At 72.7% G+C, this 15,197-nt stretch carries 15 protein-coding genes; 13 read left to right on the top strand and 2 right to left on the bottom strand.

Annotated features, from left to right (window positions below):
• Nucleotides 1–36: 36 nt before the first annotated feature.
• From ACY34M_RS24680 to ACY34M_RS24655, 6 genes are read left to right on the top strand one after another with little or no spacing between them, the layout of a single operon-like run.
• Entirely contained in the window at nucleotides 37–990 is a 954-nt protein-coding gene (locus ACY34M_RS24680) for an ABC transporter permease (RefSeq protein ID WP_462720659.1), read from the top strand.
• A gap of 28 nt (nucleotides 991–1,018) precedes the next feature.
• Nucleotides 1,019–2,380 (top strand): L-fuconate dehydratase, encoded by a 1,362-nt coding sequence (locus ACY34M_RS24675; protein WP_462720472.1) that lies wholly within the window; start codon nucleotides 1,019–1,021, stop codon nucleotides 2,378–2,380.
• Entirely contained in the window at nucleotides 2,377–3,165 is a 789-nt protein-coding gene (locus tag ACY34M_RS24670) for an SDR family NAD(P)-dependent oxidoreductase (protein ID WP_462720471.1), read from the top strand. Before ACY34M_RS24675 ends, ACY34M_RS24670 begins: the two co-directional genes overlap by 4 nt.
• Nucleotides 3,166–3,170: 5 nt before the next feature.
• The gene (locus ACY34M_RS24665; protein WP_462720470.1) at nucleotides 3,171–4,169 is read left to right on the top strand and encodes an aldo/keto reductase; all 999 of its coding nucleotides are present in this window, start codon (nucleotides 3,171–3,173) and stop codon (nucleotides 4,167–4,169) included.
• The gene (locus ACY34M_RS24660; RefSeq protein ID WP_462720469.1) at nucleotides 4,166–4,480 is read left to right on the top strand and encodes an L-rhamnose mutarotase; all 315 of its coding nucleotides are present in this window, start codon (nucleotides 4,166–4,168) and stop codon (nucleotides 4,478–4,480) included. The genes ACY34M_RS24665 and ACY34M_RS24660 overlap by 4 nt, the downstream gene beginning before the upstream one ends.
• On the top strand, nucleotides 4,477–5,340 hold the full coding sequence (locus ACY34M_RS24655; RefSeq protein ID WP_462720468.1) for an amidohydrolase family protein: 864 nt from the start codon (nucleotides 4,477–4,479) through the stop codon (nucleotides 5,338–5,340). The genes ACY34M_RS24660 and ACY34M_RS24655 overlap by 4 nt, the downstream gene beginning before the upstream one ends.
• Here the strand turns inward: ACY34M_RS24655 and ACY34M_RS24650 are convergent.
• Nucleotides 5,301–6,710: a lipase maturation factor family protein gene (locus tag ACY34M_RS24650; protein WP_462720467.1), complete on the bottom strand. Its 1,410-nt coding sequence runs from the start codon at nucleotides 6,708–6,710 to the stop codon at nucleotides 5,301–5,303. The two genes, ACY34M_RS24655 and ACY34M_RS24650, sit on opposite strands and share 40 nt — an antisense overlap.
• A 75-nt stretch (nucleotides 6,711–6,785) precedes the next feature.
• Here ACY34M_RS24650 and ACY34M_RS24645 point away from each other — a divergent pair, with 75 nt between their 5' ends.
• Both ACY34M_RS24645 and ACY34M_RS24640 read left to right on the top strand, forming a co-directional pair.
• Nucleotides 6,786–8,888 carry a SpoIIE family protein phosphatase gene (locus tag ACY34M_RS24645; protein WP_462720466.1) on the top strand — a complete coding sequence of 701 codons (2,103 nt, stop codon included), beginning with the start codon at nucleotides 6,786–6,788 and terminating at the stop codon, nucleotides 8,886–8,888.
• 13 nt (nucleotides 8,889–8,901) lie between these two features.
• Nucleotides 8,902–9,765 carry an Fpg/Nei family DNA glycosylase gene (locus ACY34M_RS24640; protein WP_462720465.1) on the top strand — a complete coding sequence of 288 codons (864 nt, stop codon included), beginning with the start codon at nucleotides 8,902–8,904 and terminating at the stop codon, nucleotides 9,763–9,765.
• Between the two features lie 52 nt (nucleotides 9,766–9,817).
• Here ACY34M_RS24640 and ACY34M_RS24635 read toward each other — a convergent pair whose 3' ends face one another.
• The gene (locus ACY34M_RS24635; protein WP_462720464.1) at nucleotides 9,818–10,471 is read right to left on the bottom strand and encodes a hypothetical protein; all 654 of its coding nucleotides are present in this window, start codon (nucleotides 10,469–10,471) and stop codon (nucleotides 9,818–9,820) included.
• A 79-nt stretch (nucleotides 10,472–10,550) separates the two neighbouring features.
• On the opposite strand from ACY34M_RS24635, the gene ACY34M_RS24630 reads away from it, so the two are divergent.
• From ACY34M_RS24630 to ACY34M_RS24610, 5 genes are all read left to right on the top strand, one after another.
• The gene (locus ACY34M_RS24630) at nucleotides 10,551–11,285 is read left to right on the top strand and encodes a LytR/AlgR family response regulator transcription factor (protein WP_462720463.1); all 735 of its coding nucleotides are present in this window, start codon (nucleotides 10,551–10,553) and stop codon (nucleotides 11,283–11,285) included.
• 57 nt (nucleotides 11,286–11,342) lie between these two features.
• Complete coding sequence (locus ACY34M_RS24625) at nucleotides 11,343–11,981, top strand: GNAT family N-acetyltransferase (RefSeq protein ID WP_462720462.1); 639 nt, start codon at nucleotides 11,343–11,345, stop codon at nucleotides 11,979–11,981.
• A gap of 94 nt (nucleotides 11,982–12,075) precedes the next feature.
• Nucleotides 12,076–12,417: a hypothetical protein gene (locus ACY34M_RS24620; protein ID WP_462720461.1), complete on the top strand. Its 342-nt coding sequence runs from the start codon at nucleotides 12,076–12,078 to the stop codon at nucleotides 12,415–12,417.
• Entirely contained in the window at nucleotides 12,414–13,991 is a 1,578-nt protein-coding gene (locus tag ACY34M_RS24615; RefSeq protein ID WP_462720460.1) for a sodium/solute symporter, read from the top strand. Before ACY34M_RS24620 ends, ACY34M_RS24615 begins: the two co-directional genes overlap by 4 nt.
• Nucleotides 13,988–15,181, top strand: coding sequence for a sensor histidine kinase (locus ACY34M_RS24610; protein ID WP_462720459.1), 1,194 nt, complete (start codon nucleotides 13,988–13,990; stop codon nucleotides 15,179–15,181). The genes ACY34M_RS24615 and ACY34M_RS24610 overlap by 4 nt, the downstream gene beginning before the upstream one ends.
• The last annotated feature ends 16 nt before the right edge of the window (nucleotides 15,182–15,197 follow it).

Genomic DNA, 15,197 nt, shown 5'->3' with positions numbered 1-15,197 from the left:
TCGCCGCAGGGGCTTGAAGCGGCCCAGAACGTTCTCCTGCGCCGCGCCCGCGAACTCGCTCTCGTACCCGCCCTGTTGCTGCTCCTCGTCCTCGGCGCCGTCCTCAACGACTCCTTCCTCACCGAGCAGAACATCATCTCCATCCTCGGCTCCTCCGCCGCCCTCGCGATGGTGGTCCTCGCCGAGTCACTCGTCCTCATCAGCGGCAAGTTCGACCTGTCCCTCGAATCGGTCGTCGGTATCGCGCCCGCCTTCGGTGCGCTGCTCGTGCTGCCCGTCGCCCAGTCCGGGTTCGGCACCGAATTCCCGGTGGCCGTGGCCCTGTTGGCGGTGCTTGTCGCCGGGGCGTGCATCGGCGCGTTCAACGGGGTGCTCGTCGTCAAGCTCAAGCTGAACGCGTTCATCGTGACGCTCGCGATGCTGATCGTGCTGCGCGGGCTGCTCGTCGGGGCGACCAAGGGCAAGACGCTGTTCGGAATGCCCGACGCGTTCTTCGCGCTCGCCACCTCCACGTTCCTGCGGATCCCGATGTCGGTGTGGTTCGCCGCGATCGCGTTCGGTGTCGCGGGGCTCGTCCTCAAGTACCACCGCGTGGGCCGCGCCCTGTACGCGATCGGCGGCAACGCCGAGGCCGCGCGCGCCGCGGGCATCCGCGTCGAGCGCGTCATGCTCGGTGTCTTCGTGGTGGCGGGCGTCCTCGCCTCCGTCGGCGGCATCATGCAGACCGGATACGTGGGTGCCATCAGCGCCAACCAGGGCAACAACATGATCTTCACGGTGTTCGCCGCCGCGGTCATCGGAGGCATCAGCCTCGACGGCGGCAAGGGCACCATGTTCGGCGCCCTGACCGGCGTACTGCTGCTCGGTGTCGTACAGAACATGCTGACTCTCGCGCAGGTTCCGTCCTTCTGGATCCAGGCCATCTACGGCGGAATCATCCTGCTCGCCCTCATGGTCGCCCGTGTCACCACCGGCCGCGCCCAGGACTGACCCCGCACCTCCGTCCGAAAGGCAGCCCGTGTCCTCCACCTCGCCCCGCGTCACCGTCGTCGACACGTACGACATCCGCTTCCCGACCTCGCGGGAACTGGACGGCTCCGACGCCATGAACCCCGACCCCGACTACTCGGCCGCCTACGTCGTGCTGCGCACCGACGACCCCGACGGGCACGAGGGGCACGGCTTCACCTTCACCATCGGGCGCGGCAACGACGTGCAGGTCGCCGCGATCCGCGCGCTGAGCCACCACGTCGTCGGCCGCCCGCTCGACGCGCTGTGCGCCGACCCCGGCAGCCTGAACCGCGACCTGATCGGCGACAGCCAACTGCGCTGGCTGGGGCCCGAGAAGGGCGTGATGCACATGGCGATCGGCGCCGTCGTCAACGCGGCATGGGACCTCGCCGCGAAGCGCGCGGCGAAACCCCTGTGGCGGCTGCTCGCCGAGGCGGAGCCCGAGTGGCTGGTCCGACAGGTCGACTTCCGGTACATCGCGGACGCCCTCACCCCCGAGGAGGCACTGGAACTGCTCAGGGCGGGCCGGGCGGGCGCGGTCGAGCGCACCGCACGCCTCGTCGAGCGCGGCTACCCCGGCTACACCACCTCGCCCGGCTGGCTCGGCTACAGCGACGAGAAGCTCACCCGCCTCGCCCGGCAGGCCGTCGCCGACGGCTTCATGCAGATCAAGCTGAAGGTCGGCGCCGACCTCGACGACGACATCCGCCGCTGCCGCACCGCCCGCGCCGTCGTCGGCCCGGGCATCCGCATGGCCATCGACGCCAACCAGCGCTGGAACATCGACGACGCGATCCAATGGACCACCGCCCTGGCCGAGTTCGACCCCTACTGGGTGGAGGAACCCACCAGCCCCGACGACATCCTCGGCCACGCCGCGATCCGCGAAGGCGTCGCCCCCGTGAAGGTCGCCACCGGCGAACACGTACAGAACCGCGTCGTCTTCAAGCAGCTCCTCCAGGCCGGCGCCATCGACATCCTGCAGATCGACGCCGCGCGCGTCGGTGGCGTCAACGAGAACCTGGCGATCCTGCTGCTCGCCGCGAAGTTCGGCGTCCCCGTGTGCCCGCACGCGGGCGGCGTGGGCCTGTGCGAACTGGTCCAGCACCTGTCGATGTTCGACTACGTCGCCCTGACCGGGACCACCGAGGACCGTGTCATCGAGTACGTCGACCATCTCCACGAACACTTCGTCGACCCGGTCGTCGTCCGCCAGGGCCACTACGCCGCCCCGACCGCCCCCGGCTTCTCCGCCACCATCCGGTCGGCGTCCATCGACGAATACACCTACCCCGACGGGGAGTTCTGGGTGAAGGACCTCGCCGCGCAGCGGCAGGCGACCGCCGACGCGAACGGAGCCACCGCATGAGCGACCGCAGTGACAGCAGCGAGCACAGCGTTCAGGACTTCGCCGGGCTCAAGGCCCTCGTCACCGGCGGAGCCTCCGGCATCGGCCGCGCCACCGCGCGACTCCTCGCCGCCCGCGGCGCCGACGTCGCCGTCCTCGACCGGGACATCACCGACGTGGACAAGCCGCTGCGCGGATACGCCGCCGACGTCACCGACGACACGGCCGTGCGGGCCGCCGTGGCCACCGCCGTCGCCGACCTCGACGGCCTCGACGTGCTCGTCAACAACGCGGGCATCGGCGCCCAGGGCACCGTCGCCGACAACGACGACGCCGAATGGCACCGGGTTCTCGACGTCAACGTCATCGGCATGGTCCGCGTGGCACGGGCCGCCCTCCCCGCGCTGCGGGACTCGGTGCACGCCTCCGTCGTCAACACCTGCTCCATCGCTGCCACCGCGGGCATCCCGCAGCGCGCCCTCTACGCCGCGTCCAAGGGGGCCGTGTACTCGCTGACGCTCGCCATGGCCGCCGACCACATCCGCGAGGGCATCCGCGTCAACTGCGTCAACCCCGGCACCGCCGACACCCCCTGGGTCGGCCGGCTCCTCGACCGGGCCGACGACCCGGCTGCCGAACGCGCCGCGCTCGAAGCCCGCCAGCCCACCGGACGCCTGGTCACCGCCGACGAGGTCGCGGGCGCCATCGCCTATCTGGCGAGTCCCCTGTCGGCCGCCACCACCGGCACCTCCCTCGCCGTCGACGGCGGCATGCAGGGGCTGCGACTGCGCCCCGCGGGACAGTGACCCGCATGCGGACCCGCACCCTCGGCCGCGGCGACGTCCGGGTCACCGCGCTCGGCTTCGGCGGCGCGGGCCTCGGCAACCTCTACACACCCGTCCGCGACGACGAGGCCCACCTCGCCCTGGACACCGCCTGGGACGCGGGGCTGCGCTACTTCGACACCGCGCCGCACTACGGCCTCGGCCTGTCCGAGCGCCGCATCGGCGCATACCTGCGCACCCGGCCCACCGGCTCGTACACCCTGTCCACCAAGGTCGGCCGCCTCCTGGAGCCGTACGACGGCGGGGGTGACGACACTGCCCACGGCTTCGCCGTGCCCGCGACGACCCGCCGCGTGTGGGACTTCAGCGCCGCAGGAGTGCGCCGTTCCATCGAGGAGAGCCTCGGCCGGCTCGGGCTCGACCGCATCGACGTCGCCTACCTCCACGACCCCGACGACCACGCCGAGCAGGCCTTCGGCGAGGCGTATCCGGAGCTGGAGCGGCTGCGCGGCGAAGGGCTCGTCGGCGCGATCGGCGCGGGCATGAACCAGTCCGCGATGCTGACCCGGTTCGTCCGCGACACCGACGTGGACGTGGTGCTGTGCGCGGGCCGCTACAGCCTGCTCGACCAGCGGGCCCTGAAGACACTGCTGCCCCTGGCGGCCACGCGTGGTGTGTCCGTGGTCATCGGCGGTGTCTTCAACTCAGGACTGCTCGCCGACCCCCGACAGGGCGGCACCTACGACTACGCCCTCGCCCCGCCCGAGGTCCTCGCCCGCGCGCGGCGGTTCAAGGACCTCGCCGAGCGGCACGGCACCACCCTGCGCGCCGCCGCGCTCGCCTTCCCCTTCGGGCATCCCGGCGTCACCAGCGTGCTCGTCGGCACCCGATCCGCGACCGAAGTCACGGACACCGTGCGGCAGTTCGCCGCCGAGGTCCCTGCCGGGTTCTGGCAGGAGGCCCGCGAGCTGCACCTCCTCCCGGCCGACGTGCCCGTACCGTCAGAACAGGAGCCGCACCCGTGAGAGTCGCCCTGCACACCAAGGTCCGCGCCGACCTCGTCGAGGAGTACGAGGCCGCCCACCGCGAGGTCCCCGACGAACTGGTCGCCGCGATCCGCGCGGCGGGCGCGACGCGGTGGACGATCTGGCGCAGCGGAACCGACCTGTTCCACGTGATCGAGTGCGCGGACTACGCCCGGCTGCTCGCCGAGCTCGACCCGCTCCCCGTGAACATCGCCTGGCAGGCCCGCATGGGCGAACTCCTCGACGTCGTCCACGACTACTCCGCCGAGGGCGCCGACGCGGGCCTCCCGGTCGTGTGGGAGCTGCCGTGACGGAGGGCATCGTCGACGCGCACCACCACGTCTGGGACCTCTCCGTACGCGACCAGGACTGGATCACAGGACCCGAACTCGCGCCGATCCGCCGCACGTTCACCCTCGACGAGCTGACACCCGAGCTGTGCGCGGCGGGCGTCGACGCCACCGTGCTCGTGCAGACGGTGACCGTCGCCGAGGAGACGCCCGAGTTCCTGGCCCTCGCCGAGCGCAGTGACCTGGTCGCGGGCGTCGTCGGCTGGACCGACCTCACCCGCCCCGACGTCCGCGACACCCTGGAGCGACTGCGCGAACTGCCCGGCGGGCGGCACCTCGTGGGCATCCGGCACCAGGTGCAGGGCGAGCCCGACCCCGAGTGGCTGCTCAGGGCGGACGTGTGGCGCGGCCTCGCCGCCGTCGCGGACGCCGGTCTCGTGTACGACCTCGTGGTCCTGCCGCACCAGCTGCCCGCGTGCGTGAAGGCCGCCGCCGAGCACCCCGAACTCACCTTCGTCCTCGACCATCTGGGGAAGCCGCCGATCGCATCGGGGGAGCTGGAGCCCTGGCGGAGCCGGGTGCGCGCGCTCGCCGCGCACCCGAACACGGTGTGCAAGCTCTCCGGCCTGGTCACGGAGGCCGACTGGGCGCACTGGAGCGTCGACGACCTGCGGCCGTACGTGGACACCGTCCTCGACGCGTTCGGCGCCGACCGGGTGATGTTCGGCTCCGACTGGCCGGTGTGCACCCTGGCGGCGACGTATCGACAAGTCGTCGACAGTGCGCGTGAGTTGACGGGCGGAACGGATCCGCAGGTCTTCGGCGGGACCGCCCGCCGCGTCTACCTCAGCCGGGTCGGCGGCAGGAACTCCCGCACGTAGGTCCGCTCCCACCACGCCCCTGTCTCCCGCAGCTCCCGCCACGACGTGAAGCGGTAGCGGTACACGTGCGCCCTGATGTGCACGGGCGGCGCGTCGGCCGGGAACGGGGAGTGCCGCAGCAGCCGCAGCGTGTCCCGGTCGCCCTCCAGCAGCCGCTCGACCAGGTTCCCGAACCACGACCTGGCGTACGCGGGCGACAGCGCGGCGAACCACATCATCCAGTCGAGCCGCAGATGGTAGGGGGCGAACTGCCGCGGCAGGCGGTGCGGATCGCCGGGCTTGCCCTTGAACTCGTACGCCAGCCAGCCCGAATCGGGGTGCGGCACGTCGTCCGCCGTGCCCTCCAGCACGATCTCCTGCCGGACCCGCCCGACCGAGCCGAACGCGCCGTAGGTGTTCACCAGGTGCAGGGAGTCGTAGGAGCGGTTCATGGACTGGCGGCGCGAGAGCAGATTGCGGACCGGCCGGTGGCTGAGCGCCGCCACCGCGGCCGTGAGGGCGATGACCACCACCTCGTACCAGAGCGGTGCCTCGGGGAGCGAGGGTGGCGTGTGCAGGGACGACAGGTCCAGGGCGGAGGCGGCGAGGAGGATCGCGAGCCAGTTCAGCCACGCGAAGTTCCCCGAGGCCACCAGCCACAGCTGGGTGACGATCATCAGCGCCGCCGCCCACGTGGCGACCGGCTGCGGGGTGAAGAGGAGGAAGGGGACGGCCAACTGGGTGACGTGGTTCGCCGCGACCTCGACCCGGTGCAGCGGGCGCGGCAGATGGTGGAAGAACCAGCTCAGCGGGTTCGGCATCGGCTGCGTCTCGTGATGGAAGTCCAGGCACGTCAGCTTCCGCCAGCACGCGTCGCCCCGGATCTTGATCAGCCCCGCCCCGAATTCCAGCCGGAACAGCACCCAGCGCAGCAGGAACAGGACCAGGACCGGCGGCGCCACCTCGTCGTTCCCGAGAAACACCGCCAGGAAGCCGACCTCCAGGAGCAGTGACTCCCAGCCGAAGCCGTACCAGGTCTGGCCGACGTTCACGATCGACAGATACAGCGCCCACGGCACCGCCCACAGCAGCATCGCCGCCCACAGCGGCAGCAGCCCGTCCACCCCCGCGAGCAGGGCCACCGCCACCGCCGCGCCGCCCCACGCGCACCCGGCGAAGAACCGGTCCGAGTAGTGCAGCCGGAACAGCGAGGGCGCCGCCTTCCACGGCACGCGCGCCACGAACCGGGGGACAGGCGTCAGCCCGCGCTCCCCGAGCAGCGCCCGGAACTGCAGCGCCGCCGCCACGAACGCGACGAGATAGAGCGCGGCCAGGCCCCGCTGGAAGATCAGCCGGGCGAGCCAGGAGTCAGCGGCGCCGAACCAGTCCATGCCTCCAGTGTGTGCCCCGATTCGCGGCAAGGTCACGACGTGCGGGCGAAGGGGGCTCGGCCTAGCGTGGGCCTCATGGGCGCGGGTAGCGGGGGTGGCGAGGAGCCCGGGAACGCCCCGAGCGGGGAGGACCCGGAGGACGCGCCACGCGGTTTTCTGGAGGCGTACGGGCGCGGCCTGCGCATGGGCAGCTTCGACTGGGACCTGGACACCGGCCTCATGGCGATGGACCTTCAGGCCCACGAGTGCTTCGACCTGCGCCCCGAGGAGTACGACGACCACCCGGAGACCCTGGCGAAACGGGTGCCGCTCAGCGAGGGCGGGCGGCTCGACGCCGTCGTGGCACGGGCCCTCAAGAGCGGCGAGGAGACCTACGGGACGTACTTCCGCATCCGCACCCGCACGGGCGAGATGCGCTGGACCCACACGCGCGGCTACATCCGCCGCGACGAGCACGGCCGCCCGCGCCGCATCGTGGGCATCGTCCGCGACGCCACCGACGAGCTGAACGACGCCACCGTGCACGCCGAGCGCGAGGCCCGCCGCGCCCTGCGACGTGGCGACACAGGCGTCGTGCAGAACACCACGGCCGCACTCGCGCACGCCCGCACCGTCCAGGACGTCATCGACGTACTGCGCGACACGCACGGCGTCGACCAGCGCGGCGCGACCAGCTTCGTCATGGGCCTCGTCAAGGCCGGGCGCATCCACCTCGTCGCCGAGGGCCCCAGGGGCACCTTCGTGCCCGGCATCCACGCCACCCGCGTCGACGACCCGTACCCGATGAGCGAGGCCGTGCGCAGCCTCCAGCCCCGCTTCATCGAGTCGCCGCAGGAGTTCGCCACCCACTACCCCGAGCTGTGGCCGCGCCTCGCCCACATGGAGATCACCTCGGCCGCCTACCTGCCGCTCATCGCGCAGGCCAAACCCATCGGCGTCGTCGGCCTGCTCTTCCACGACCGCCAGGGCTTCACCGAGTCCGAGCGCAACGTCATGATCGCCCTCGGCAGCAGCATCGCCCAGAGCCTCCAGCGCGCCATGTTCTACGAGCAGGAGAAGGACCTGGCCCAGGGCCTCCAGCAGGCCATGCTGCCGCGCACCATCCCCGCGGTGCCGGGCGCCGACCTCGCCGTCCGCTACCGCGCCGCGTCCCTCGGCCGGGACATCGGCGGCGACTGGTACGACGTGATCCCGCTGCCCGGCGGCCGGGTCGGTGCGGTCATCGGCGACGTACAGGGACACGACACGCACGCCGCCGCCGTCATGGGCCAGCTGCGCATCGTGCTGCGCGCCTACGCCGCCGAGGGCCACACCCCCGCCACCGTCATGGCCCGCGCCTCCACCTTCCTGCACGAACTCGACACCAACCGCTTCGCGACCTGCCTGTACGCCGAGGCCGACCTGTCGACCGGCGTCGTCCAGCTCGTCCGCGCCGGGCACCTCGACCCGCTGCTGCGCCTGCCCGACGGGACCTGCCGCAAGGTGCCCGTGGAGGGCGGTCTTCCGCTCGGCCTGTCCGCCGAGTTCGGCCGGCTCGCCTACCCGGTGACCACCGCCGAGCTCGACCCCGGACAGACCCTGCTGCTGTGCACCGACGGCCTCGTCGAGCAGCCCGGCACCGACCTCGACGACGGCCTGCAGACCCTCACCGCGCTCATCGGCACAGGACCCGACGACCTCGACGAGCTCGCGGACCGGCTCGTCGCCTCGTGCGAGGAGCGCGACGCCGAGGACGACGTGGCGCTGCTGCTCCTGCGCCGCCGCGGCGCGGGCGCCGTGCGGAGCGGCGGCCGGCTCACCGAACACGTGCCGCCCGGCGACCCCGAGGCGCTGACGGCCGCCCGGCACATGATCCGGCACGCCGTCCGCGCCTGGGGAGCGAAGGACTGCGCCGACGAGATCGAACTCGTCGCCGACGAAATGATCACCAACGCGCTCATGCACACCGAAGGACCCGCCGTCGTCACCCTGCGCGTGCTCACCGGCGCCGACCGAAGACTCAGGGTCGACGTGGAGGACACCTCCAGCGCCCTGCCGCGCCGCCGCGAGGCGGGCGAGAACGGCGTCTCGGGGCGCGGGCTGTTCCTCGTCGACCGGCTCGCGGACGTGTGGGGCGTGGAGGCGCGCGGCGGGGGCAAGTGCGTCTGGTGCGAATTCGTGGTGCCCGCGCGCGAGTGAGAGGCTGGAGGGCATGCCGGAGCTTCCCGAGGTCGAAGCGCTCAAGGACTTCCTCACCGAACACCTGGTGGGACACGACATCGTGCGCGTCCTGCCGGTCGCGGTCAGCGTCCTGAAGACGTACGACCCGCCGCTCACCGCCCTGGAGGGCCGCACGGTCACCGCCGTCGCCCGGCACGGCAAGTTCCTGGACGTGGCCACGGACGGCGGACCGCACCTGATCACCCACCTCGCGCGGGCGGGCTGGCTCCAGTGGAAGGACCGGCTGCCCGACGGGCCACCGAAACCCGGCAAGGGGCCGCTCGCGCTGCGCGTCGCCCTGGAGACCGGCGAGGGCTTCGACCTGACCGAGGCAGGCACCACCAAGAAGCTCGCCGTGTACGTGGCCGAGGACCCCGGCGCCGTGCCCGGCATCGCCCGCCTCGGGCCCGACCCGCTCGCCGACACCTTCGACGAGGCGGCCTTCGCGCGCCTGCTGAGCGGGGAACGCCGCCAGATCAAGGGCGCCCTGCGCGACCAGTCGCTCATCGCGGGCATCGGCAACGCCTACAGCGACGAGATCCTGCACGCCGCCCGGATGTCCCCGTTCAAACCCACGTCCAAGCTCGGCGCCGACGACGTCCACACGCTGTACGAGGCGATGCGCACGACGCTGACCGAGGCCGTCGAGCGCTCCCGTGGGGTCGCCGCGGGGAAGCTCAAGGCCGAGAAGAAGAGCGGGCTGCGCGTGCACGGACGGGCCGGGGAGACATGCCCGGTGTGCGGGGACACCATCCGCGAGGTCAGCTTCAGCGACAGCGCCCTGCAGTACTGCCCCACCTGCCAGACGGGCGGCAAGCCGCTCGCCGACCGGCGGATGTCACGACTGCTGAAGTAGCGGCTCACCGCACGGCTCACCGCCTGGCTCACCGCACGGTCCACCGCTCGGGTCACCGCATGGGAAGCGTCAGCAGCGGGCCCCCGCCCACCGACCGCACCTCGAACCGCGCGAGCTGAGCGGTCCGCGCCGCCACCCCGCCGTCCAGCGCCACGGCGTCCCCGCGCACCGTCCACGTCGCCACCGTCTCCTCCGAGCCGTCCCGGCCCACCGCGACCAGCTCGCACACCCGCGGCCCGCCCGGGTCCCGCACGTCCAGGCCCACTTGGGTGCCCCAGTCCCGGTCGTCCGCCGTCACCGTCGCCGCCACACCGGTCCTCGCGTCGTGGCCGCGCAGCGTGGCCGTGTGCCCGGACCGCCCCGCACCGTCCCCGGTCAGCAGCACGACGCCCTGCGCCGCCGCGAGCACGAACGCCGCCGCGACGACCGCTCCCCACAACCGCCGCCGCGACCTGCGGTGCAGCGCGCCGAGCCGGTCCACGGCACGGGACAGGAACGTCGGGTCCTGGCCCGCGAGCACCTCCACGCACGGCGGCGTCGCCCGCGCGTACAGCGCCAGCGCGCCCGTCGTGGGCGCCAGTTCACCGACCAGGGACGCGCACGTGGCGCACTCGGGCAGGTGGTCCTCGAAGCGGAAGCGTTCCGCGGGGTCGAGAACCCCCAGCGAGTAGGCGCCGACGTCGCGATGCCGTTCCAGGGACCACATGCCTTCCTCCGTCTGTCGCCCACCGGTACGCAGGAGGTGGCTGATTCATTCAAGCGACCGCGCGATTACACTCCGCCGCATGCTGCGCGTACTGGCCGTCGACGACGAGGAACCCGCCCTCGCCGAACTCCTCTACCTGCTGCGCGCCGACCCGCGCGTGCACAGCGCCGAAGGCGCCACCGACGCCAACGAGGCGCTGCGCCGCATCGGCCACGCCCTCGAAGGCGGCGACGGCGCGATCGACGTGCTGTTCCTCGACATCCAGATGGCTGGCCTCACCGGCCTCGACGTGGCACGCCTGCTCGCGGGCTTCGCCCGGCCGCCGCTCGTCGTCTTCGTCACCGCCCACGAGGACTTCGCGGTCAAGGCGTTCGACCTCAAGGCCGTCGACTACGTGCTCAAGCCGGTGCGCCGCGAGCGCCTCGCCGAGGCCGTCCGCCGGGTCGCCGAACGCGCCGCGACCAGCACACCCCCCGCCACCGTCGCCGACCGCATCCCCGTCGAACTCGGCGGCGTCACCCGCCTCGTGGCCGTCGCCGACATCGTCCACGCCGAGGCGCAGGGCGACTACGCGCGCCTGCACACGGAGGACGGCGCCAGCCACCTGGTGCGCATACCGCTCAGCACCCTGGAGGAACGCTGGCAGGAACTCGGCTTCGTCCGCGTCCACCGCAGCCACCTCGTGGCCCTCCACCGCATCGACGAACTCCGCCTCGACGGCGCCGGAATGACCGTCCGGGTCGGAACAGCGGAAATCGCAGTGAGCCGCAGACACGCAAGCCGAGTCCGCGAACTGCTGATGCGCAGGCCGTGATCAAGCGGCTCGGACCATTGCTCCCTCTTGGCTTCCTCAAAGAACAGGTGGGTATTCGTGAGCGCATCGCATCCACTCCTGACGTTCTTCACGGACGCCGCCGATGGCTGCTTCCCGCCCGCCGACGGCCGGGTCACGGTGCTGCCGCCGCTGGCAGGGGGACTCGAGTGCTCGGTCGCCTTCACCGGCCACGCCGTCATTGCCACTGCCCTGACCGGCCAGGCCGTGTACGCCGAAGGACCGGACGGCTTCGGAGCGTCGCTCGCGCCGGACTTCCTGCGTCACCTGGCCGGGCCGGCGGGCTGGATCGGCGTCACCGACGCGACTCTCACGGCCCGCGGCACGGGAGGGCCACCTCGCCTCGCGGATCTGACCGACGCGGATGAGCACCCGCGCGTTCGTCATGCCCGGGAACTGAGGACGAACGTGAAGGTCTACGGAGACGAACGCGGCCTCGTCACCCTGGCCGACGGCCTGGCCGGGCGGCGCGAGCTGAGCATCGAACTCCACGATGTCCGGGGCAGCGGCAAGGGGAACGGCAGATCGCTCCTCGCCGATGCGCTCTCCCTGGTTCCGGAGGCCCACCCGGTCTTCGCCGCCGTGTCCCCCGGAAACGCACGGTCCCTGCGCGCCTTCCTCGCCTGCGGGTTCACGCCCGTGGGCAGCGAGGTCCTGCTGCGTCCGGATCGAGGCTGAAGGCGATCCGAATCGGGCCGCTGGCCGCCCCTTCCCCCAGGTCACCCCGCCTGCCTACACTCCGCCCGTGCCCGATCACCCGCCACGTCAAGTCGTGACCGGCGAACCACGCCAGGTCCCCGGCCCCGCCGGCCTGCGTCCGCAGTGGGAGATCGACGAGCAGACCACCCTCGGCGCCGCCTACGTCCGCTCCCTCATGCGCGGGCAACTGCGCGCCGGAATCACCGCGTTCATGCTGCTCGCCGTCCCGGTCGCGGTGCTGCCGCTGTTCTTCGGCGCCCTGCGCAACGCACCCGTCCAGTGGCTCGTCCTCGGCTTCGGCTGCTACCCGTTCCTCGTCCTCATCGCGTGGTGGTACGTGCGCCGCGCCGAGCGCAACGAACGCGACTTCGCCGACCTCGTGCGCGGCCGCCCCACCGACCACGGGGCGCCGTGAACGAGGCGTACGCGATCCCCGCGGTGGCCGTCGTCGTCCTCGCCACCGTCCTCATCGGCGGCTTCGGCCTGCGCGTCTCCCGCACGACGTCCGACTTCTACGTGGCGTCCCGCACGGTCGGCCCCCGGCTCAACGCGGCCGCGATCAGCGGCGAGTACCTGTCGGCGGCCTCCTTCCTCGGCATCGCGGGGCTGCTCCTCATCCACGGCCCCGACATGCTCTGGTACCCCGTCGGATACACCGCGGGCTATCTGGTCCTGCTGGTCTTCGTCGCGGCGCCGCTACGCCGCTCGGGCGCGTACACGCTGCCCGACTTCGCCGAGGGGCGGCTCGAATCGCGGCAGGTGCGGCGCGTGGTCAGCCTGTTCGTGGTCGGGGCCGGCTGGCTGTACCTGCTGCCGCAGCTCCAGGGCGCGGGCCTCACGCTGCAGATCCTGACGGGGGCGCCCCGCTGGTTCGGCGCGACGCTCGTCGCCGCGGTCGTGGTGCTCGCGGTGGCGGCGGGCGGCATGCGCTCGATCACGTTCGTCCAGGCGTTCCAGTACTGGCTCAAGCTGACGGCTCTCCTCGTGCCCGCCTTCTTCCTCCTGCTGACCTGGCAGGGCACGGGCGCTCCGCCCCCGGACTCCGCCGTCCTCGACCCGCCGTCCGCCGGGGTCGGTGCCGGGCAGCCGCTCGCCACCAGCCGCGCCGACCATCCGCTGTACGCCACGTACGGACTGATCATGGCCACGTTCCTGGGCACGATGGGCCTGCCGCACGTCGTCGTCCGCTTCTACACCAGCCCGCACGGCCGCGCCGCCCGCCGCACCACGGTCGTGGTCCTCGCCCTGATCGGCCTCTTCTACCTGCTGCCGCCCGTCTACGGCTGGCTCGGCCGGCTGTACGCGCCCGAACTCACCGCCACCCAGGACGCCGACGCCACCGTGCTGCTGCTGCCGGGGCGCGTCTTCGACGGCGTGGCGGGCGACCTGCTGGGGGCGTTGGTGGCGGGCGGCGCGTTCGCCGCGTTCCTGTCCACCGCGTCGGGGCTGACGATGGCGGTGGCCGGGGTCGTCAGCCAGGACGTGCTCCAGGCGCGCGGCGTACGGCACTTCCGGCTCGCCGTGCTGCTGGCCATCGCGGTGCCGCTCGGCGGGGCGCTGCTGGTGGCCGGGGTGCCGGTCGCGGACGCGGTCGGCATGGCGTTCGCGGTGTCGGCGTCCTCGTTCTGCCCGCTGCTCATCCTGGGCATCTGGTGGCGCGGCCTCACCCCGCCGGGCGCGCTCGCGGGGCTTTTCCTCGGCGGCGGCTCGGCCCTGGTGGCGGTGGCGCTGACGGTCGCCGGGCCGGTCACCTCGGGCTGGCTGCACACGCTGCTCGCCTGGCCGGCCGTGTGGTCGGTGCCGGTCGGCTTCCTGGCGATGATCCTGGTGTCCCTCGCGACGCGGGACGCGATCCCGCCGCACACGACGGCGACGATGACACGGCTGCACCTCCCGGAGGCGCTGTGGTCGGGCGGCCGGGGCCTGAAGGCGCTGGGCCCTCAGACGTCCCGTACGCAGCCGGGGGACTCGGAGGGCGGGCCCGTATGAGCGGCACCGTCACCGCGGTCCTGATCGCCCTGTGCCCCCTGCTGCTCGGCGCCGGGTTCCTGCTCGGCCGGCGCACCGCCCACCCCGCGGGGCGCAGCGACGTCGGCACGCCGGTGGAGCGCGCGACGTTCGAGACCCTGCACACCGCCTCGCTGGCCGCACCGGCGCTGCGCGCGGGCCTCACCGAGGACACGGCCCGCAAGTCGGTCCGCCGCCTGCGCAGCCTGCTCGGCACCGACGCCCTCGCGCTCACCAACCGCTCCACGGTCCTCGCGTGGGACGGGGCGGCCGAACAGGCCCACGCCGCGCAGGTGATGGAGCAGGTCGCCCCGGTGCTCGCCGGGGGCCGCAGCGCCGCGTTCGGCTGCGGCTGCCCGGACGACGACTGTCCGCTGCGGTGGGCGGTGGCGGCGCCCGTGGTCGCGGACGGCCGGGTCCTCGGGGCGCTCGTCGCCTACGCGGCCCGCGAGTCCGCCGTCCTGGCCCGCGCCACGGACGAGGTGGCCCGCTGGGTCTCGGTGCAGCTCGAACTCGCCGAGCTGGACCGCTCCCGCACCCGCCTCATCGAGGCGGAGATCAAGGCGCTGCGCGCGCAGATCTCGCCGCACTTCATCTTCAACTCGCTCGCCGCGATCGCCTCGTTCGTCCGCACGGACCCCGAGCGGGCCCGGGAACTCCTCCTGGAGTTCGCGGACTTCACCCGCTACTCGTTCCGCCGCCACGGCGACTTCACCACGCTGGCCGACGAGCTCCACTCCATCGACCAGTACCTGGCGCTGGTCCGCGCCCGCTTCGGCGACCGTCTCGCGGTCACCCTGCAGATCGCCCCGGAGGTCCTCCCGGTCACGCTGCCGTTCCTGTGCCTGCAGCCGCTCGTGGAGAACGCGGTCAAGCACGGCCTGGAGGGCGCCGTGACCCGCAGCCGCATCTCCATCGGCGCCACCGACGCGGGCGCCGAGGCCGAGGTGGTCATCGAGGACGACGGCGTCGGCATGAACCCCGGCGAACTCCGGGCGATCCTGCGCGGCGAGGGCGGCCAGGGCCGCGGCATCGGCCTGTCGAACGTCGACGAACGGCTGCGCCAGGTCTTCGGAGACGCGTACGGACTGGTGATCGAGACCGCGGAGGGCGCGGGCATGAAGATCACCATTCGCATCCCCAAGTACCGGGCGGGCGTGTACGCGCCGTAGACGCCGTGACGGTCGG

Source organism: Streptomyces sp. EDA2-14 (assembly GCF_054963755.1).
Note: the sequence above shows the minus strand (reverse complement) of the source record. Positions and strands in the feature narration are given on the sequence as shown.